At 63.3% G+C, this 19,554-nt stretch carries 23 protein-coding genes; 4 read left to right on the forward strand and 19 right to left on the reverse strand.

All coding sequences use genetic code 11. The features are described from left to right. Positions 1–29: 29 nt before the first annotated feature. Complete coding sequence (locus tag WDA27_10390) at positions 30–1,391, reverse strand: ABC transporter substrate-binding protein (GenBank protein MFA5891335.1); 1,362 nt, start codon at positions 1,389–1,391, stop codon at positions 30–32. Then, the gene (locus tag WDA27_10395) at positions 1,388–2,620 is read right to left on the reverse strand and encodes a hypothetical protein (GenBank protein ID MFA5891336.1); all 1,233 of its coding nucleotides are present in this window, start codon (positions 2,618–2,620) and stop codon (positions 1,388–1,390) included. The genes WDA27_10390 and WDA27_10395 overlap by 4 nt, the downstream gene beginning before the upstream one ends. Positions 2,621–3,032: 412 nt before the next feature. Here WDA27_10395 and WDA27_10400 point away from each other — a divergent pair, with 412 nt between their 5' ends. Both WDA27_10400 and WDA27_10405 read left to right on the forward strand, forming a co-directional pair. Beyond that, positions 3,033–3,659 carry a TlpA disulfide reductase family protein gene (locus WDA27_10400; protein MFA5891337.1) on the forward strand — a complete coding sequence of 209 codons (627 nt, stop codon included), beginning with the start codon at positions 3,033–3,035 and terminating at the stop codon, positions 3,657–3,659. Positions 3,660–3,668: 9 nt separating this feature from the next. After that, complete coding sequence (locus tag WDA27_10405; protein ID MFA5891338.1) at positions 3,669–4,355, forward strand: hypothetical protein; 687 nt, start codon at positions 3,669–3,671, stop codon at positions 4,353–4,355. Positions 4,356–4,367: 12 nt separating this feature from the next. Here WDA27_10405 and WDA27_10410 read toward each other — a convergent pair whose 3' ends face one another. The 12 genes from WDA27_10410 to WDA27_10465 form a co-directional block, all read right to left on the reverse strand. Continuing rightward, positions 4,368–4,724: a hypothetical protein gene (locus tag WDA27_10410; protein MFA5891339.1), complete on the reverse strand. Its 357-nt coding sequence runs from the start codon at positions 4,722–4,724 to the stop codon at positions 4,368–4,370. Between the two features lie 4 nt (positions 4,725–4,728). Next, entirely contained in the window at positions 4,729–5,043 is a 315-nt protein-coding gene (locus WDA27_10415; protein ID MFA5891340.1) for a hypothetical protein, read from the reverse strand. A gap of 30 nt (positions 5,044–5,073) precedes the next feature. After that, the gene (locus WDA27_10420; GenBank protein MFA5891341.1) at positions 5,074–5,916 is read right to left on the reverse strand and encodes a cytochrome c3 family protein; all 843 of its coding nucleotides are present in this window, start codon (positions 5,914–5,916) and stop codon (positions 5,074–5,076) included. 4 nt (positions 5,917–5,920) lie between these two features. Continuing rightward, entirely contained in the window at positions 5,921–6,592 is a 672-nt protein-coding gene (locus WDA27_10425) for a NapC/NirT family cytochrome c (protein ID MFA5891342.1), read from the reverse strand. A gap of 58 nt (positions 6,593–6,650) precedes the next feature. Further along, on the reverse strand, positions 6,651–7,928 hold the full coding sequence (locus WDA27_10430; GenBank protein ID MFA5891343.1) for a carboxypeptidase-like regulatory domain-containing protein: 1,278 nt from the start codon (positions 7,926–7,928) through the stop codon (positions 6,651–6,653). Between the two features lie 47 nt (positions 7,929–7,975). Then, a complete protein-coding gene (locus WDA27_10435) occupies positions 7,976–8,509 on the reverse strand; it encodes a zinc ribbon domain-containing protein (GenBank protein MFA5891344.1) in 534 nt (177 codons plus the stop codon). Next, positions 8,509–9,102, reverse strand: coding sequence for a cytochrome c-type biogenesis protein CcmH (locus WDA27_10440; GenBank protein ID MFA5891345.1), 594 nt, complete (start codon positions 9,100–9,102; stop codon positions 8,509–8,511). Before WDA27_10440 ends, WDA27_10435 begins: the two co-directional genes overlap by 1 nt. Then, a complete protein-coding gene (locus WDA27_10445) occupies positions 9,065–11,062 on the reverse strand; it encodes a heme lyase CcmF/NrfE family subunit (GenBank protein MFA5891346.1) in 1,998 nt (665 codons plus the stop codon). The genes WDA27_10440 and WDA27_10445 overlap by 38 nt, the downstream gene beginning before the upstream one ends. 105 nt (positions 11,063–11,167) lie before the next feature. After that, positions 11,168–11,881 carry a cytochrome c biogenesis protein gene (locus WDA27_10450; protein ID MFA5891347.1) on the reverse strand — a complete coding sequence of 238 codons (714 nt, stop codon included), beginning with the start codon at positions 11,879–11,881 and terminating at the stop codon, positions 11,168–11,170. Positions 11,882–11,888: 7 nt separating this feature from the next. Then, positions 11,889–12,566 carry a heme exporter protein CcmB gene (locus tag WDA27_10455; protein MFA5891348.1) on the reverse strand — a complete coding sequence of 226 codons (678 nt, stop codon included), beginning with the start codon at positions 12,564–12,566 and terminating at the stop codon, positions 11,889–11,891. Continuing rightward, positions 12,563–13,303, reverse strand: coding sequence for an ABC transporter ATP-binding protein (locus WDA27_10460; GenBank protein MFA5891349.1), 741 nt, complete (start codon positions 13,301–13,303; stop codon positions 12,563–12,565). The genes WDA27_10455 and WDA27_10460 overlap by 4 nt, the downstream gene beginning before the upstream one ends. Then, a complete protein-coding gene (locus WDA27_10465; protein ID MFA5891350.1) occupies positions 13,300–13,785 on the reverse strand; it encodes a cytochrome c maturation protein CcmE in 486 nt (161 codons plus the stop codon). The genes WDA27_10460 and WDA27_10465 overlap by 4 nt, the downstream gene beginning before the upstream one ends. Before the next feature lie 686 nt (positions 13,786–14,471). Here WDA27_10465 and WDA27_10470 point away from each other — a divergent pair. Next, positions 14,472–15,770, forward strand: a complete 1,299-nt coding sequence (locus WDA27_10470; GenBank protein MFA5891351.1) for a hypothetical protein — start codon at positions 14,472–14,474, stop codon at positions 15,768–15,770. A 161-nt stretch (positions 15,771–15,931) separates the two neighbouring features. Continuing rightward, the gene (locus tag WDA27_10475; GenBank protein MFA5891352.1) at positions 15,932–16,219 is read left to right on the forward strand and encodes a DUF6158 family protein; all 288 of its coding nucleotides are present in this window, start codon (positions 15,932–15,934) and stop codon (positions 16,217–16,219) included. A gap of 45 nt (positions 16,220–16,264) precedes the next feature. Here the strand turns inward: WDA27_10475 and WDA27_10480 are convergent, their stop codons facing one another. From WDA27_10480 to WDA27_10500, 5 genes are all read right to left on the reverse strand, one after another. Next, positions 16,265–16,828, reverse strand: a complete 564-nt coding sequence (locus WDA27_10480) for an FHA domain-containing protein (GenBank protein ID MFA5891353.1) — start codon at positions 16,826–16,828, stop codon at positions 16,265–16,267. Between the two features lie 50 nt (positions 16,829–16,878). Further along, positions 16,879–17,514 carry a TetR/AcrR family transcriptional regulator gene (locus WDA27_10485; GenBank protein ID MFA5891354.1) on the reverse strand — a complete coding sequence of 212 codons (636 nt, stop codon included), beginning with the start codon at positions 17,512–17,514 and terminating at the stop codon, positions 16,879–16,881. A gap of 38 nt (positions 17,515–17,552) precedes the next feature. After that, on the reverse strand, positions 17,553–18,038 hold the full coding sequence (locus tag WDA27_10490) for a hypothetical protein (GenBank protein MFA5891355.1): 486 nt from the start codon (positions 18,036–18,038) through the stop codon (positions 17,553–17,555). Then, positions 18,011–18,706, reverse strand: coding sequence for a signal peptidase I (locus WDA27_10495; protein MFA5891356.1), 696 nt, complete (start codon positions 18,704–18,706; stop codon positions 18,011–18,013). Before WDA27_10495 ends, WDA27_10490 begins: the two co-directional genes overlap by 28 nt. Before the next feature lie 66 nt (positions 18,707–18,772). Further along, positions 18,773–19,342, reverse strand: a complete 570-nt coding sequence (locus WDA27_10500) for a TasA family protein (GenBank protein MFA5891357.1) — start codon at positions 19,340–19,342, stop codon at positions 18,773–18,775. Positions 19,343–19,554: the final 212 nt, after the last annotated feature.

A 19,554-nucleotide genomic window follows, 5' to 3' on the forward strand; every position in this document is an offset into this window, starting at 1 on the left:
AATGATCACGCACAGAGATGACCGAGTTCCTAACGCTCCAGGTAGTACCAATCGGTGCTCACCACCTGAGCTCGAGCATCCTTGATGACCGCCCACTTGCACGCACGCACGGTTTCGTGGTTCCCGGGACGAAGGGTGTAGGGCGGGATGACGTGGTCGTCGTAGTTGGTAAGACCGTCCATCGCGTCGATGAGCCTGCGACGGGTCACGTTGTCGCCCAGTTTCGCAAGGACATCGGTAAACACCCACGCCGGGTGGTAGCCGTTGTTCGCCAACTCTAGACGCTGCTCGCCCGGGTAGTACCGCTGCATATCCTCTCGGAACTGCTTCATGATCGGGTAGGAGCCACGCACCGGCTGAGAGTAGAAGGGGACCATCATCCCCTCGACCTGGGCGCCGCCGTAGCGAATAACCTCCTCGTCGTACCCCACAACTCCGACGAGCTTCGGATTCCACCCCTGCTGGCTGGCAGCCTGGAGGAAACGGATCGTCGAAGCCGTGTCCAGCAGCAAAGAAACGTTGTCGACACCTTCGCCGCGCATTCGGATGACGGTCGGCGTGAAGTTGGGATTGACGACCGGCGCAGTCTCCACCGTGTAGTCCTTGACGCCCATCTTCTTCCATTGCGCCACGACCCCGTCGCCCATCTCAATCAGCAACTCGTGATCGAGTTGAATGACGGCCGGCTTTACCGCGGCCATGTCCTGCGCGACGTACTTGCCGACCAGCCGCCCCATCGATCCCATCGTGAGACGCAGCGGGAACTGATACGGGTTCTTGAAGAACTGCTCCCCACCCAGAACGCAACTGCCGATGACCGGGACACCCTTCTTGCGCAGATACTCGACGTTCTGCGCGTCGGTCAGCGGTGCGCACTCAGACACCAGGGCGAAGATCTTGTCATTCTCGACCAACTTGCGCAGCGCCGCGCTTCCGCGACTGGTGTCGGTCCCGTCGTCCTCAACGATCAACTCGATCTTGCGCCCGTTGACGCCTCCGGCCGCGTTGACATGCTGAATCCACGCGGACAAGCCGCGCAGAATCGGCGTTTGGTCGGCGAGCCCGCTCTGAGTAATCACCGCGCCGATCTTGATCGTTCCCTTCGACACTCCGGTCCGATCCGTGGCGGCAGGAACGTCGGCAGCTCGAACCCCCGTCGCCCCCGGCGAGGTCGGCCCTGCGGCCGGGTCGGCGCCTGTTGACTCCAACGGCTGCAAATCGTCGCCGCCGATCGGCACCTGTCCCACAGACCCGGAACGCTGCGCTTGTCGCAGAGCCGCGACCTCGGTCCGCAGAGAATCCACTGCCCACACATTGACGAGGAGAGAAAAGGCAAGAGCCCCGAAGAAAACCTTGTCGCGGAAACTGAGGCGAGGAGAACGTCTGCTCATGTGTGATCTACTGCCTGCACTCGATCGATACTGTCGAAGAACCACTCGCGTCCCACACCCTGGGTGCGTGGGCGCGACCACCAACCCAGCAAACCGACAATCGCCCAGAACCCGAGCTGCGCAGCCGCAACCGCACCCACAAGGTGTCCGGGCAGCTCGATCGGACGCGCGGCCACGCTGTGGACTTCCACACCGGGCGGCGGCGGCTCGACGAAGGTCTGGACCGGCGTCGGGAAAACGACGGGCTCGAATGGAACGGATGAGTACTGCGGCTCCTCCGGCAGAGAGACGGGCGCACCCACAACGGCCGGCACGGCCCCTGCCGTCGCCACCGCGGAACCGATTCGGAACTCCACAACGCTGCCGTCGGGTGCTTGCACCTTGGCAATCAACCCCTCGGCCCGAGCCACGGCCGCTGTTCCGTCGGGGAGCGCCGTCGAGGTCACTCCCCCGAGAGACGCCGAAATCCCCGCAGCCTTAAGCGGGTCGGTCGCGGACCCGGCCCCGACACCGGGAAGGGCCTGACCGGCAAGATGGACCCCTTTTTCGTCGATCGTGGCCGCCTGACCCGCAAACGTCACGTTGGCGAACTCGATGTGAGGAACCCCCCCAGCACTACCGGCGGTCCCCCCCGCGGTCGCCCGCACCGTCGTGTGCACCGACCCGATGCGAAGGGCTCCGCCGATGACGACGTCGCTCACCACGACGTCGGTGACGGCACTGACCGACTCCCCCGCGGCATCCATCGTCGTGTAGGAAATCACAGTGCCGGTTGAGAGAACACCCTCGGCGTCGAACGAGCCGGCAATGCCGGATGACTGCAGGCGCGGTCCCTCGGCCGCAACAACGTCGCTCACGATCATCCGAGCCATCCCCGGACCGATCGCTTGCTCGGTCACGCTCGTGCGCGCGCGCGGCGTCGCGCCGGGGAACTCCGCGCGAGCATTAAACGGATACGCCGGAACAGGGACGCCCAGCGCAGAAAGCGACTGTATGGCCTGACCCGGATCAACGGCCGACGAGTACCCGCGCGCGTTCGGCCGCGAGTCCAATGACCCCGAGATGTGAGCCACGCTCGCGTCAACGATTGGGAACATAGAGGCGAACCCGGAGTACACAACCTTGAAGGCGATACCGGCAGCCTCCGACGTCGCACCAAATGAGGAGAACTTCGAAGCCTCAGCCTGGGCCGGTCCCGCCACGGCGATCCCGAGGGCCGCCACAGTCACTGCAACGAGGAGGCTTCGCAATCGCGGCTGTGCTGAATGCTGCACGGTCAGTCACCCGATCCTCTCGCGCCCACCCCGACACCTGGGGGGCCGTCCGCTCGCGAAGCAATGGGCATCACCGTTGCGTGCGTCGATACGACGACGACATGCCCACGGATCAGGCCCACGGAACCCCTGCTTCGATGGTGGTTGATGGCAGGCTCCTTGACGACTGCACGCTGTCTACAACAAGTTCCCCGCGAAGGCAAAAACATGTGGCATTGTGCACCTTCATCATTCTCCGACCGAAAACGGAACTCCTTCGCGTGTCGAGGCGAAAAGTCCCGCTGTGCGGGAGTCCAACGCCCCTAGCACTCGTTTAACGATCGTGACCAACTAGAGATACACGCCGCCCAACGCGCGTGGAGGGACAGTGCCCACAGACAACGACGAATCGTCAACCACAACAACATCCGCACCCGACGCCGCGGAACCGCCGATCTCCGAGTTGGAGGTCGTCCGGAAGTCCCGTGCCAAGGGCATCCTCATCGCAGGACTCGTTTCGCTGGCAGTTATCGCCATCGGCGCGATCTCGGTGAAGGCTCAGATGGCGAACCGGCCTCTCGGCGAGGAACCCTCCGGGTCGAAGCCACCTCCGTTCACGCTACGCATGATGCATGAGGACCGTGACGTGTCCCTGTCGGACTTCAAGGGCACGCCGGTCGTGCTTAACTTCTGGGCGTCGTGGTGTGGACCCTGCGCCGACGAAGCTCCCGTGCTGGCGAAGGGGTGGCAGCAGTGGGAAACCAAGGGCGTGCAGTTCCTCGGCGTGAACGTTCGCGATTCGCTGAAGTGGGGCACGAAGTTTGAGCAGGAATACGGGATTGAATACCCGAGCGTGCTGGACCCCAGCAGCGCCGTACAGCGCAAGTACGGCGTAGTGGGGCTCCCCGAGACCTTCTTCATCGGACGCGACGGCCTCATCAAAGCCAAGTACATCGGACCGATCGACCCGCAAACGCTGGATCGCCTCGTGACGTCCCTACTCAACGAACTGTAGGCGGTCGACATGGAAGTGGACAGGGTAACCGCCTTTCTGTTGTTCGCCGTCCTGCTGATTGGAGCGGCGCCCCTGCTGCTCTTCGTCATGTGGATCGGCCGCAAGATCGCACGCCGAGGCGGCAAGGAGCAGGCTAATCCTGCGGGCAAATCCATCGCCTCAGTCCTGCTTGTCGCGACGGCACTCGCCGCCCTCGGCGGCGCCGTCTTCCTGCTCACCGGAAAGACCACGGCGTCAACGAACCCCCACACCGGGCACTCGGATCCCAGCGAAGCGCTCATGCAAGCGCTGCCGAGAACCCTGGCGGGTCAGTCCCTAGCGGACCTGTCAACAGGAGAAGACGCCCTTCAGCAGGTCGGGCGCATGCACGGAAAGAACCTCGAGATCACCGGCGCCATCGTAGCGACGTACGGCGCGTCGAAGGACGGAGCCACCCTGTGGATCGCCTCAGTCGGCAGCGCCTCGGCCGCGCGCACCATGCGCGACCAAATGGTCAAGGGAATGACGCAATCGAAGACTCCGTTCGAAACCCCGTGGAAAGTGCCGGGTGAGGACGAAGTCTGGGCGACGGCCGACGCGCGCCAAGCGCACTACTTCTTCGCGAGCGGCCTGACGGTCTGGTGGGTCGCCTCAGACAAGTCGAACGCAGTCGCCGCGCTCGCCGACACCCTCAAGGCCGCAGGCATTCGAACCTAGCACGCGGAATCCCTACTGTGACGCCGCCGAAGCGAATCCGGTGACGAAGGCCCACACGGCAATCGCTACGACGATGAGTGAAGCCGCCGCCACCGCGCGGACGCGACCGTCGCCCTTCACGTTCCGGGCCGCCAGGACGCCCGCCAAGGCCACGGCAGGTGCAAACGTGTGCGCCGGGCCCAACTTGTCCCCAATGGTTGAGGTGATAAGGAAGAACCCCGTCACCACCTGAAGCGCCAGCGCGCCATGCGCAAAACCCGCGAGGCTCCAGAACCGATCACGATCCGTTTTGGTCCGGAAGCCGAGCACTCCAACCGTCAGGTTCAACCCGACGACCGCTATCCCGAGAAGACCGTGAAAGGCTCCCATGTCTCTAAGGAGCCGGAGACCCGGCTTCCGACGGAGCTTTCGACGCCCCACTATCCACCGGCACGTGCCCCGCCGGCATCTCTCCACTCAGCTGTTCCTCAGTCAGCGGCGGCGCGACCTGAAAACCCTCCTGAGGAAACTGCTGCTGCGTTCCGGAGGGGGGTCCCTGCTGCGCCGGCCCAGAGTCCATTCCCGACACCAAGACGCCGCCCAAGAACCCAAACGCCATCAAGACAACGGCTACCCACAGTTCAACCTTCGTACGCAACGCGGACAGCCGGCTCGCGCCCTGCCCGGATTCACCATCAACCGCGCTCATCGCGTTTCCTTTCCTTGGCAATTCTCGCTCCTACGTCTTTGCGATCCTTGCTTCGTCCTTTGAGAAATCTTCTTTACCCGTCGAGTGACACGCTGAGCACGTAGCCTGTGCGTGACATGCGAAGCATGTGCCGCTGAGGCCGCCACTGACGACGTCGGGATGTGCCCGCAGCCAGGACTTGGCCTTGTCGCCCTCGTTGTGATGACACGTATCGCAAAAATCTCGGCTGACGGCACTCCGGCCGCGCGGATGGCATCGGTCGCAAGTCTTTGCCCCGTCGTCAAAGAAGCTTCGCGCATGCGCAAGATCCTTCCATCCTTCGGGATGCGGCATCTCGACCACGTGGCATGCAGCACACTGCTCTTCCGTGTGGCACCCCGCACACACAGACGGTGCCTGCGCGCGCACCTCGCCGTGCTTGGCCAAGAAGCTTGCGGCACCGTGCGTCTTCGGGGGCTCGCGATACCCAGGCGGATGGCAGGTCTTGCACGCGCCCGGCGCGCGCGCCACCTTCGACACGCCGTGACACGAGAAGCACCGGTACATCGTCGGCTTGCTCGTGGTATCCCGAACATGTGTCTCCGGAGGGTGACAAAGCACGCAGTCAGCTTCACCCTTGGCGAAGTGCTTGCCGTGCTCGAAAACCAGCGGACCCGCCTTCCCCGCCCGAATCGACCGGTCAAGGTCCTTGTGGCATTCAACGCAGGTACTGAAAGAGTTGATCTCCGCGACGCGGAAGCGCGCGCTCTTCGACGCCGGCTGCGCCGGCTCATGCGAAGGGCTGACGATGCGCGCCGCAGCCACGGACAGACCGATCACCGCGACCAGGCCGGTCGCGAGGCGAAGCGATCTCGCCGCTGGGGAACGAGTCACGGATTCACGACTTCTTCTTGACACCCGGAACCGTCTTTTCCCTGCCCTCTCCCGGATGGCACAGTTCACACTTCAGCGGTGCCGTCTTGTCATCGTGGCACTTCATGCAGGCAGCCATCGTCGGATGTGTCTGTGACCCCTCAGGGACGGCATCTCCGTGCGCAACGGTGGAGTGGCAGAAGTTGCACTTCCCCCCCGACTCGATGATGTTCTTGTGGCTGACGACAATCGCTGATGCACCCTCGGTATGGATGTTCTTCTCCATGATCTCCTCGTGACATTGCAGGCACGAGGCGTTCGACACGACTGCGTTGAACGACCAGTCTCGGAAATCGCCCTTGACGTAGTTGGCCACGACTTGGAGTCCCGCAATCTTTCCGCCAAGGAACCCAAACAGACCGGGCGTGGTGTGACACCTCTCGCAGTTGACGCTCTTGTGCGACGATTTCGCCCACTCATTTACGAACGGCTCCATCGGATGACAACGAGCACAGAACGACGGCGTCGACGTCCACCACATCGACGCTCCGGTGAGAGCCAGCATTGCCGCTCCCCCAAGAACGACCGTCAGCAAGACGACAATCAGCAACCGGCGGGATCCCGACGGACCAAGGGTCGTGCGAACCTGTCGAACCGCATCCCTAATCCGTACTTCGTCCTCGTTATCGGAACTCACGTATTCCCCTTCATCTCAGCCTCGCCATTGAGTTCGGCGAGTTTGCTGCATCCGTTCCTCACTCTTCGGCCTTTCCCGGGCGGGCCGATCGCAGTTCGACAAGCTCCGCCTTCCGGACTGCGCGCAACTGCTGATACACCGCATCGGAAACAAAGCCTCGTTCGAAAGCAAGATCCAACACCGCAAGCTCCTCGAGAAGCAACTCCGCTTGTCCTAGAGAGGTCTCCCCGTACGCGGGACTCGAGGTGACAGAAGGTTTGGGGAGGGAGTCTCCCGGTCGACCTGCCGACTGCCGGATGCCGACAGTCGCCGGTCGCCGCTCGGGAACAGGTGCGGCCTTCTGAGGCAGCACCTTCTTCGCCCCCTGATTCTTCGCACCCTGTGGCGTCTTGCGACGCCGCGGGCGGAACTTCAAGAACGCGACCGCGCCGCCCGCGAGGGCCGCCAGCACCAAGAGGACGATCGCCGCAATCGGGATGGACTTCCGACCCAGGCCGTCCACAGAAACCTTGAGAACGGTACCGATCGCCAGATCCTTCGCGCCGTACACGTTGTACGTGATCCCGCGGTCTTGAATCTGTCCGCCGGGCTTAACCTGCTCGGAGATAACCTTGACGTCCGAAGGCACGATCATGCTGAATGCCTTCGTCTGCAGCAGCACCGGGAACGACATGTCCTTTACGGACGCGACGTTGTAACGCATCGTCCCCTGAGACTCGCCCGGGGTCACCGGTAACGTGTGGTAGAAGGTCGTCCCGCGCACGAGCGTGCAGCACTGCATGAACCGGCCCAGATACTGGAGGTTCTTCGCCCCGTTGAGCAGGGGCAGCTGAACGACCCCCTTCTTGCCTTCTGCAATCACAGCCTTGCCGACATATGTAGCCTTGCCGGTGTTGGAAAGCCGGACGTCCTGCTGAATCGCCACACCGCTCTCGCGGTCGACCCATACGATCCACTCGTTGATCTTCAGGCCCGCGGCCGAATCAGTCGGATCGTAGACGAGCAGGGACACGCTCTTGGTCTCGCCCGCCTTCAGTTTGGCCGCGTCGAAGACGTAATCCGCGTTGCGATACGTTGCCCCCACTGCGTACGACCACGTTGAGCCACTCTCGAGTCCGGCGAAGGCAAAGCCGCCGGAGGCATCGGTCGTCGCGGACTTGGTCGACACCATGGAGCCCGCGCGCATGATCTGGAGCATCACCTTCTGGTTCGGGACGGCTTTGGAAGTAGTCCCGTTCGTAACCCGGCCCTTGATCGTGGCGGAATCCGCCGCCAGAGACGGCGAGGCTCCCAACAAAGCGAATGACGACGCGAGCAGGATCACGCCCGCAATCACCGCCGCATTCCGGCACCGGTTCCCTCGGCAAAGACGAACTCCAAACATCACATGTCCCCCGGCGGCGCCAACCTCGCCCCACAAGCCCGGCAGAACGCGTCATCCACCGACAGTTCAGCGCCGCACCCAGGGCACGGTGGGACCGCAAGCTTCGCCTTGCGCGTCGCGATCTCTCGCTCGAGGTCGTCCTCACCAATCGGATCCTCGAGAGAACCCCGCGTCAGAACCGACACAACAGAACCGGGGAGTTCGGCCGAGTCCGACGCGGACGACGCCCCGGGATCCGGCGTGATCGCTGCCGCCGGTTCAATAGACACCTCGACCAAGGACCGCATGACCTCGGCGGTTTCTGCGACGAACCGAGCCCGGAGGCTCATGTAGTCGTCCTCGGAGAGTTTCCCCGTCTCATAATCCATGTCCAACTCACGAATCGCGTCCAGCAGTTGCTCCTTCTTCACCTCAAGGGGCGACCGAATCTCATCCTCGTCCAACGCCGTCTGGTCGGGAGTGAGGTAGGCGCGCGCAACAAGATACGCGACGCCAAGCAGAAGTACGAACGCGACAACAGCGAAGGATCCCACTACATCCCCCTCTTAACTTCATCCTCGATGGCGGCCAGATACTTCGAATCCACCGGAACAGAAACTGAATCGGCCACCGCTGAATCCCCCTCGCGACCCCGCCATTTCACCAAGGCAATCACTACGAATCCCACGCCCACTGCGAGCCCGAGGAACGGGAACACCCATGCCACAAGGTTGAATCCACTCTTCGTCGGAGCGGCGCGAACCCGCTCACCGTAATCGGCGACAAAGGCATCGAATATCTCGTCGGTACTCAAGCCATCCTCAATCATCGCCGCAGCTTCGGCCTTCATCCGCGGAGCGATCGAGCACGCCATCGACACCTCGCAGGCGGCCAGCGTGAGGCTGCATCCGCAAGTGCACATCAGGCGAGATGTGATCTCGTCCAGGCTCGCGCGCGGCGCATGCAAGACCGCATGCGTCATCCCGCCCATGCCGCGCGCAGCCATCGGCGTGCCGTGCAAAGGCGCGGGAAGCCCCGGCGACACCGGGCCGGCAAGCAGCCACACTGCGGCGCCGGCCAAGCTGAGCGCGAAGGTCCGCCCCAGAGCGCTAGCGCGCACTCGATGCCGCTGCGGTCTCCCGAGCATCGGACACCTCCTTCTCCGGTCGGCGCATCGGCCACGCGACGATCAACCCGCCGCCGAGCATGATGACCCCACCGAACCACACCCAGAACACAGCCGGATTGACGAGGAACGCAAAGGACGCGATCCGGCGGACGGGATCAGCAGACTCGATGATGACGTAGAGGTCCTCGACGACCGTCGACCGGATCCCCACCTCCGTCGTCGGCTGCTCTTGGTTTTCGTAGAACGCCTTCTCCGGACGCATCAGACCGATCCGCTTGTTCGTCTTGGCGTCCAAGACGGTGAGTTTGGCGACGAGCGCGAACTTCGCCGGCGTCTCCGAGGTTGTAATGCTGTCGAGCCGCAAGGTATAGCCTCCGACGCGCGCCGTCTCCCCGATCTTCAGGGTTGCCCGAGTCTCATGCTTGAAGCCCATATGGATGGCAATACCAAGCACCAGCAGAATCACTCCGAAGTGGACGAGATACCCGCCATAGCGGCGCGGACTGAAGACGAACAAGCGCCCGAGAGCCTTCGTCCATCCTTCTCCGCGAATTCGCCTCCGCACTTTCGCTCCGCGGTAGAACTCGACCAGGATCGTCGTCGTCACGAAGGCCGACAACGCGAGAAACCCGACCAAGCCGCGGTGACCCTTGATGATCACCAAGAACACCCCAAGGGCGACGACACCCGCAGCAAACGGAGTCCGGAAGTTGCGTCGGAAGTTGCGTCCGGTCGCCTTGCGCCACGCGAGCAAAGGGCATACGCCGACCAGGGCAATCAGCGCGATCCCGATCGGGCCCACGACCGCCTCGAAGAACGGCGGCCCGACCGAGACCTCGACGCCCCGGACCGCTTGCGCGATCACGGGGAACATCGTCCCCCAGAAGACCGCGAAGGTGATCGCAACCAGCAGCAAGTTGTTCAGCAGGAACGAAGCCTCGCGAGAGAACGCCGACTCCATCACCGCTTCGCTACGCAGCTCCGGGAGCCGGTAAACGATCAACCAGCCCGAGACCAGCACGACCAGCAGAATCGCGGCGATCAGGTACGGACCCACGTTGGACTCAGCAAACGCATGCACCGAAGAAACGATTCCAGACCGAGTCAGGAACGTGCCGAACAGGGCCAGAACGAATGCCCCCACCGCCAGCGACACGTTCCAGATCTTCAGCATTCCCTTCTTCTCTTGGATCATCACCGAATGCAGATACGCGGTCCCAACCAACCAGGGCATCAAGCTCGCGTTCTCGACAGGATCCCAGGCCCAGTAGCCGCCCCATCCAAGCTCGACGTACGCCCAGCGTCCGCCGAAAACGATTCCGATCCCAAGGAACAGCCACGCCCACAGCGTCCACTTGCGAACAGTCTTGACCCACGCGTCACCCAAGTTGCCCGTCGCGAGAGCCGCAATGCAGAACGCGAAGGGGATCGTGAACCCGACGTACCCCATGTAGACCGTGATCGGGTGGAAGAACTGCCCGTAGTTCTGCAGCAGCGGGTTCAGCCCTTGGCCGTCGGCCGGGATGACCGAAAGGCTCGCAAAGGGGTTCTGAGAGAACGCCAGCAAGAACGTGAACAGCAACGTCACCGCCGAAAGCGTCGCGGCAACGTACGGCATCAAGTCACGGTTCTTGTGTCGGTTCTGGTGGGCCACCGCCGCGGCGTACAGCGCCAGCACCCACGCCCACAGCATCAGCGACCCGGCCTGCCCCGCCCAAAAAGAACTGATCGTGTAAAAGACCGACAGCGACCGGCTCGAGTACTGCGCAACGTACTCAAGGCTGAAGTCGTGCGTCAGCAAGGCGCGGAAGAGCACGATCGATGCGACGGTTAAGCAAATCGCGACCGCGCGCAACGCGTCCTCGGCACTGCGAACGGCCTTCTCACGTCGGGTGCGCACGCCGACGAGAGCCGCGACCACCCCGTACAGGGAAACGGCCAGCGCGAGCAGAATCGCGAATCTACCGACTGCTACCACGACGTCCCCTCTCCAGCGTCCGCTTCTTCCTAAGCAGCGATGCGGCGTACCCGCCGACAAGCAGCGCGGTCCCGATGTAGGCCGCGGCAACGAACCCCCATGCACTCATGCCTGGACCTCCTCCTGGGCCGAACGCAACCTGCCGACATGCAGCCGCAACGTAAACAGCACCAGGTAAAGCAACGTGAACGTGAATACACCGAAGAGCAGGATCTGCAGCATCGACGCTGGGAGTTGAGGTCCGCCCTTGCCCAAGACCACGGCCTCGGGGTGCAGCCCGCGCCACCAGCGCACCGCGAGGTAGACGATCGGCACGTCGAGGAAACCGGCGATTCCCAGAACCGCCGAGAAGCGCGCGCGCCGTGAGGGATCCGGAACGTAGCTGCGAAGCGCCAAGTACGACATGTAGATGAGCCACAGAATGAACACTGCGGTGAGCTTGGGGTCCCACTCCCAATACACTCCCCATACCGGACGAGCCCACAGCGGCCCCGTCAGCATCACGACCGTCGTGAACACCACGCCGACCTCAGCCGACGCCACCGCGCGGTCGTCCCACTTCCTCTTCCCGGTCGCCAGCAGAGCGACGCTGGCGACGAACACCACCGCAAAGGCAAGAAACGCGATCCACGCGGAGGGGACATGAATGTAGAAGATCCGCTGCGCCGGGCCCTGGTCGGCGTCCTCGGGAGCTAGCGCGAGGGCGGCGTACACCAGAACCCCCATCAAAGCGACCGTCGGCAGGGCCAAGATCTTCCAGAGCGGGATCCGCTTCGCTGCCGGCGACTCCGGTGGAGCCGCGACGCGTTGCTGCGTCATAACTGCTTCACTCCTCGAGGACGTAGGGGAACGTGGCAAGTGCGACCAGCAAGAACATGGCGCCGTATCCGACCAACAGGAACAGCCACGGCGCGGCCGCGGCAATGTCCTTCCCCTCCAGCGCGGCCTGGGTAGCCTGCACCGAGGCGATCAACGCTGGGACCGAAATCGGGATCGCCAAGATCGGCAGAATCGCCTCACGGGTTCGCGTGTTTACCGCCATGGCCGAGAGCAGCGTCCCCACAACCACAATACCAAAAGTCCCTGCAACCGAAGTCACAAGAAGCAGAGGTAAGCCCGGACCCGGATTCAACTGCAAGAGCACGAGAAACGCCGGCAGGATTGCTGCTTCCGCCGCGAGCGTGAACACGAGATTCGACAACAGCTTCCCGATGAAGATCGACTCGCTCGGAGCCGGCGACGCGACCAGACCGGCAATGCAGGCCTCCTCGCTTTCCAGAGCGAAACTGCGTCCCATGCCGAGCAGTCCGGCGAACAGGAACGCCATCCAGAGCATCCCGGCTGCGACACCCTCGCGGCCCGGCCCGGAAGTCGGGAACGCGAAGCTCGCGACTGTGACCACGAGGAGTGCGAACAGCCCGACGGCGGGCAAGATGTCCTTGGTGCGCATCTCTACGCGGAGATCCTTAGCGGCAATCAGCAACGCGGGGCGAAGGCGACTCATAGACGCACCTCCGCGGCTGCCCGCAGCAGCGACATGTACGTCGAAGCCAGTTCTTCCTGCTGGCCGGCGATCGGACTGTCGATCTTGACCCGGCCGTCGCCGATCACTATGAGCCGCTCCGCGACCGCAACCGCGCGAGACATCTCGTGCACTGCCATCACGAGCGTGCGATCCGGCGTGCGTAGCTCGTTGAGAAGATCCGTCAAGGACTCTGCCGCAGCCTCATCGAGCCCGGTGTAGGGCTCGTCCAGGAGCAAGACCAGCGGCGAATGAAGCAGGGACCGAGCGATCGCTGCCCGCTGGCGAGTCCCCCGCGACAACGCGCGAACCGCCCGGTCCAAAACGTGACCGAGTTTCAGTTGCTCGACCCTAATCTGGATAGCTTTCTCCGGTTGCGGCAGGCCGAAGAGACGAGCGAAGAACTCCAAGTTCTCATGAACGGTGAGGTCCGGGTACAGCATCGCCTCGTGGGAGACGAACCCAACGAGCGCGCGCAATCCTGCTCCCGCCCTGCGAAGGTCCACCCCGGCGAGACTCACGTTCCCCGCCGTCGGCGCTGCGAGCCCGGCCATGGTCTTGAGCAGCGTCGTCTTCCCCGCGCCGTTCGGGCCCATGATGGCTACGCTTGATCCCTGCGGAATCTCAAGGTCCACTCCGGCGAGTGCGACCTGCACGCCAAAGGACTTCCGCACGCCCTCGAGTCGCATCCCCAGGGCGGGCGCGTCAGTGCTGGTCACGGATTCGGTTCCCGGGATTCGAACTTCGAAGGGCACCTAGCCAGCAGTTTCACAGCGCGGAAGACGCCGTCCTCCCCAAGGGTTCCCTCAGCGACGGCGATAGCTTCGTCCTTCAAAGTGTCGGGCGCCGGGCCTTCGAACCGGACCGGCACCGTCACCTTGCCGTCCGTGACGCTAAACGCCACAAACCCCTTCTCGTAGTCGAACCGAATCGTCCCGGGGACAACCTGACCCGACAAGCGCACCTGCTGTCCCTTCAACGCCACGACCTCGGACGTCGTGTGGTAGTAGACGACCGAGCGGCGAAAGATGTTGACCGACGCACCCAAGGCCATCGCGAGAACGACCACGATCAGGATGACCTGAGTGGTCTTGCGCTTCGGACGCTCTAGGGCCTGCTGAGAAAGCGGTCGGGTCAAACCAGGCGAACTACCGCCACTGTTCGATTGCCCCTCGGGGCCTGCCTCGTCGTTGGTAGACATAATTACCCGTCCTGTAGTGAGAGCGTGCGCTTTCCATCCTCCGCAACCCCCACGTACCGCCGCTACCTCCTCGTTCAGGGGTGATCATGGCCTAATGACTCACGCCGCGGCCAGTCCCTCATGGCCCCATCGGTTCAGGCCAATGGGCCTGGCCTGTTTGCCTCATCTCTCCTAAGGACGGATTGCCCTTGGCCTGACGCCTGACGTCCCTCAAAGTTGAGCGTGGCGGAACTGCAGACCTTAAGTGCCGTTCAGACCGCGGACGTGTAGTCTTCGCGACGGCGGAGGAAGAACATCACTTTGAACGGGCTGACCACAGCATGAGAAGGCGAACCACAGAGCCGGGATTCGGACCTGCACGCAGCGCCAAAACGCGGCGGATTGTCGTGGTCGTTTTCGCCGCTTTGATCGTTGCATCCCTTTCCGTAGGCGGAGTGAGCTACGTCACCCGACGAAATGCGAGTCCACAACTCCAGCCGACGGAATCGATCCAGCCCTCGACCACTCCATCCGGGCCGACCACGAGCCCTTCACCGCAAACGAGCGGGTCCCCCAAGGCGTCGACCAACGCATTCCCTCCGGGGCACAATCTCGGGACATGGCTGTCTGCGCATGGGAAGCAAGTCACGAAGACCTGCGCCGTTTGTCACCCGCCGACCAAGTGCAGGGCCTGCCACGGCCTGGACATGCCTCACGCAAGAACCTGGCAAGGCATCCACGGGACTGAGGCGCTCGCGAGGAAAGCGACGTGCCTGAAGTGCCACAGCCAGACTTCCTTCTGCGACGCATGCCACGCCAAACTCGCTCACGGCCTGGGGTGGTTTGCCAAGCATGGGCCGAAATCCAAGGCCGGCGGCGCCACCTGTCGCAACTGCCACGCGGTCTCAAGTGTCAACGCATGCGAGAAGTGTCACGCCAGGAACGTCCACCCCAGCACGTGGCAGGGCGATCACGGAAAGAAGGCGCTGGCCGCTAACGCGAACTGCATCAACTGCCACAAGACCCAGACCGCCTTTTGCACCGCGTGCCACGGTCTAGTGATGCCGCACGCGAGCGATTGGGAAACCGCGCACCGCGCCGCGGCCCGTTCCGACATCGCCACTTGTGAGAACTGTCACACGAAACAGGACTGCGCCGCCTGTCACGACATGACAAAAGTGAGCACCTGCGACAACTGCCACGCAACGCAGGTCGCAGACATCGCCAAGAGCCCGCCGCACTACGAGAGTCAGTGCCTTACGTGCCACAAGCAGAACTCCAAGGTCATCGGACCGAACGCCGGCCACATGACGAAGAACCCCGACTGCTTCCAGTGCCACGACAGGAACGCGCTTTTCCCAACGGGGAAGTCAAACGCCCCGAGAGACTGGATGAAGGACTTCGGTGACGGGCCATTTACCTGGCCGAAGCGTCAACAGCACTCCTCGACCGACACCACGTGCACCAACTGCCACACGATCCACGACGCAAGCCAGCGGAAGTTCCCGCCCGGCACCGACACCAAGAGTTCCAACTGCGCGCCGGCATGCCACTCCCGGCTGGACACCAGCGTCGTGTCGCGCGGACTCACGAATGCTTCCGGCGATCCGGAGCAGACCACCTACCGTGGAACCATCGATCCCGGGGCATTGATCAACGCCAGCGCGACCAAGCACAAGACGGTAGTGCTGGCGGGCAACGGGTGCGCCTCCCTATGCCATAAGGGATCGCACGGGACGGTCACGATGTGCGTCTCATGCCACTCATACAAATACTCCGACTCGTCGAACCTCCATGCAACGCACATCCCATTCGTCTCCGGGGAGCAGCAACAGGCCGACCCGGGGAACTTCGAGGCAGGCAGTTCGTCGTCGGCCTGCAAGTACTGCCACCGGCCGGGCGAGCAAGGGGTCAAGGCGGGGAGCAAGGTGTTCCAGGCCGCATGCTGGAACTGCCACCTGTCCGGACACAGCCCGACCACTCCGTACTGGGAACTCCCCAGCTAGCGCAGGACGGAAGCCCGTCCCCGACCGGTAGTCGTATCCCGCCGATCGTCTCTTCTCGCCGACTGTGTCCCGGCGTAAGATGCCACTAGCGTCGGCCCCTTCTCGGCGTAGACCGCCCACAGCCGGCGGCTGTTCCTCGGAAATGAGAGGAGGTCGCAGCGATGAACTCGCGACGATCTGCAATGAGCGGCTCGACCGGCGACGGCCCCGTCGGAGGCAAGATGGGGATCCCCGCGCGCAACCTAGACGACGCCATCCTCGAGCGCGAGTTGCGACAGATGTGGCGCACTCGGGAAGACACGGTTGTCAACGGGGGCGCCCACGCCATCCGCGCGCACACCGACCGCATGCTCGAACTCGAGCATGAGTACATCGCTCGCTTCCCCCGCGAAACAACGGCTGAGCCCGGGCGAACCCGGCGCGGCGCGCGCCGTCGTGTCGCAAGTTGATCCGTACGAACGTCCGCCGGCCGACGAACTAACAGCCCCTGCGGGTCAGTCGCCGGAGTCGCCGCCGGAGTCGATGAGACCGGCGCGCATCGCCGCCGCGACGGCGGCCGCGCGCGTGTTGACCTCCAACTTCTCGAAGACAACTGAGGCGTATGCCTTGACAGTGCGTTCGCTGACGAACAACCGCGCGCCGATCTCCTTGTTGGACAACCCCCGGGCCATCAGTCGAAGTACCTGGATCTGCCGCTGCGTCAGGGAAGAACCCGCGAACACGACTTGTTCCGACACTTGTGTCGAATCCTCCGGGAACTGGCTCGGATCTTCAAACAAAAGACGGCTGTCTCCGATCGTGATGCGGTCTCCATGGCGCATCTGTCGGACCGAGTGCAGCCGCTCGTCGTTCAAATACGTCCCGTTGTGACTCCCAAGATCCTCAATGAGCATCACGTCACCGCGACGCATCACGATTGCGTGCGCGCGCGACACCAAGGGATCATGAAGGACGATATCGCTGGAAGACCCCCGACCAACGATGAACTCGTCGGAATCAAGCGTCACTCGCCGCCCGGCGAGCGGTCCGCGCAGAAAGATCAAGATGGGCGCGACCATGGCAGGAAGAAGACTATCTCACAAGCGCAAGAAACCCTGTCGGGGAGGATCTAACGCTTTTCAGGTTCCGAGATGCCCAGCGCCCGAAGAGTCACCTCGACAAAGGCGTTCCACCTGTCCGGCGACAACGGAACCTCTTCGCTCCACACGATCCACCGCATAGCAATCATCTCGGTCATCCCGATTAGGCACCAAGCCAGAACTTCGGGGTCACCTTTCGGGATCGCCCCCGCATCCATCGCCCCGACCAAGACGCCGACGTAGCGATCGGCGAACGCCCGGTACCATCGTTCCCGGAGCGCGGGGTTCACGAACTCCGCCTGCCTCATGACCCGGTAGAACCACCTGTGCTCCCCGATCCACCGGAGTGCCGTGTCCATACCCAGACGGTATCGAGTTCCTTCTTCGGAACCGATCCCTTCAAGAACGCGATCGAGTTCTTCGTGAAGCTCGGTACAGCGCGCGGCTATCAGCTCGTCGAAGATCGCCGTCTTGCTCTGGAAGTAGACGTAGAAGCTTCCCTGCGCGACACCGGCCAGCCTCGTAATCTCCGAAATCGACGCATCGTGGAACCCGCGCCGTCCAAAGACCTCCTCGGCGGCCTCCAAAATACGAACACGCGTTCTCCGACCCTTCGCTCCGGAGGCGGTCTGCTCGTTGAGGTGCGGCGACGACGCGTCTTGCATCGCTGAGATCATACTGTCTCGATCGGCAAATGCATGTCTCACGCCAGGCACAACCCGGGAGTCGTAGCCTGCGTTTGAGCCGAGTTCGCACTCACCCAGTTGTTTCGCGTGGCCTGCAATACGTAGTAGTAGGTGGTGGACGTGTTTAGCGACCGGTCCACCGTAGATGTTGTCGAACCGCCGGCCACATGTGCGACCTTCGAGTACGGGCCGCCGTTGACTATCGAGCGGTAGAGATCGTATCCGTCCGACATCGCCGCCTGAGACCATGCCACTGTGATCTTGGCCCTTCCGGGGCCGTCGCACGCCGCCGACGCGGACGGCGCGCTCGGGGGTAGGAGTGTCGCCGTGGACAACGCGTTACCACTCACGACGGGAGTGTCGGCCCACACGGCCTGAGTGGGAGACACGCCTGCGGTTCCGCCCATCAACACCAAGGCGACAACGAGCGCAAGCCACGTCACTCGCGGCTCGCGCTCGTCGTCCCGAAGGGACGTTACGCGCTTCTGAACGACCCGTTCCATGATCCGCGATCTGGAATCAGCAAACCCGGCCGGGGCTCGTTTGCCGGCGGTCGGTGCGAAGTCGACTGCGCCGCCCACGACCGACGCCCATGAAGCTGCGCGTGCCGCACGGCCGCACCCGCCACGGGTCGCCACTCCGACCGTGCATCCTGCATCTCTTCGACTCGGCGCGCCCGGCGTCGACCGCGATCCATCGTCAAGCCGAACATCGGCAGCACGAAGAACGCGAGCCCTCCCAGCGGCGTGCGGGCGAACTTCACTACGTACCCCGCATAGGGAACAACATGCTCAACGCGCGCGATCGGCCCTTGGATGACGACGGGCTCGATGTCGGGAGTCGGGTTGGCGTCTCCCTTGGTCTGCAAGACGACCTTGCCGCCCTCACGCTGAACGGACGAAACGCGGTGCGTGACGGGAACCTGCCGGCCCTGACGACGGTAGCTCACGATGTCGCCGACGCCCACGGCGCGCGCATCGACCATACGCGTCAACACGACCGACCCCGGGGGGGCCGCCGAGCCCATGCTTCCGGTCGTAACGACCATCGACTCAAACCCAATCATCGTGGGGCCGAAGGCCAGAGCAAGAAGCGCGACCACCGCGACCGTGACGGCAAGAGCGATGCCGCCGGCGGTCCGTACAGCAGTTCGAAGAACCTTGCGTCGCACTGAAGTCCCTTTCGCTCGAAGGCTTCACGGGGTGGAGTCGCGAACTCCACCCCGCTCGTCCGTGAACTAGGCGTTGTTGGCCGTCTGCTCGGAGGCAAAGGTGAAGGTTGCGGTGGCAGTCAAGGACTGCAGCGTGTTCGAGGCCGACGAGGGCAACTCGACCTGGAAACACAGCGTCTCAGTGCCCGAGGCAGCCAAAGAACGGTCGCCGGCCTGAGCGCCCTGGCTTGCACTACCCACGGCGCCGCTGGTCAGCGAACCGCTGTACAAAGACGTCCCGTCGGTTCCGAATCCAGCGTTCGAACAAGTCGTGACGCCGCTCTTGATCCCCAGCGTCAAACCTCCGGACAACACCGTCGATCCGGAGATCGCCGTCGACACGGCGTAGCGAAGAGCCAGCGTGCCGGCGTTGCTAACCGTGATCGGAGCAGTGACCTTGTCCCCGGGGGCCATGCTCGAGAACGTAACCAGCGCCGTCGTGACGCTGGTGGAGATGTCCACGTTTCCAGTGCTGAAAGCATTGGCTCCGACGTCCTGAGTGTCGCCCCAGACCGCCTGCGTAACAGCCCATGGTGCTCCCGCCATAACGCCGATGGCCAGCAAAGCTACGTACAGCTTACGTCTCCCGAATCCCATGCCATTCTCCCCGCTCGATGCCGCCCTCGCCGGCTAGCCGGCGACCCGTGTTCGGCATGTTGACTATTGAGTCATGTTTCAAATCGAACGGGACTGCCCCAGGTTCGGTTGACTCCTGATGTGTGAGGATTAGGTCCTCACCGGAAGGAAAGGTCACCATGCCCAAAGCGTTCCCCGAGGAGTTCCGTCGCGACGTCATCGCCGTGGCTCGC

The sequence above is a fragment of the Actinomycetota bacterium genome, assembly GCA_041658565.1.
GTDB lineage: Bacteria > Actinomycetota > AC-67 > AC-67 > AC-67 > JBAZZY01.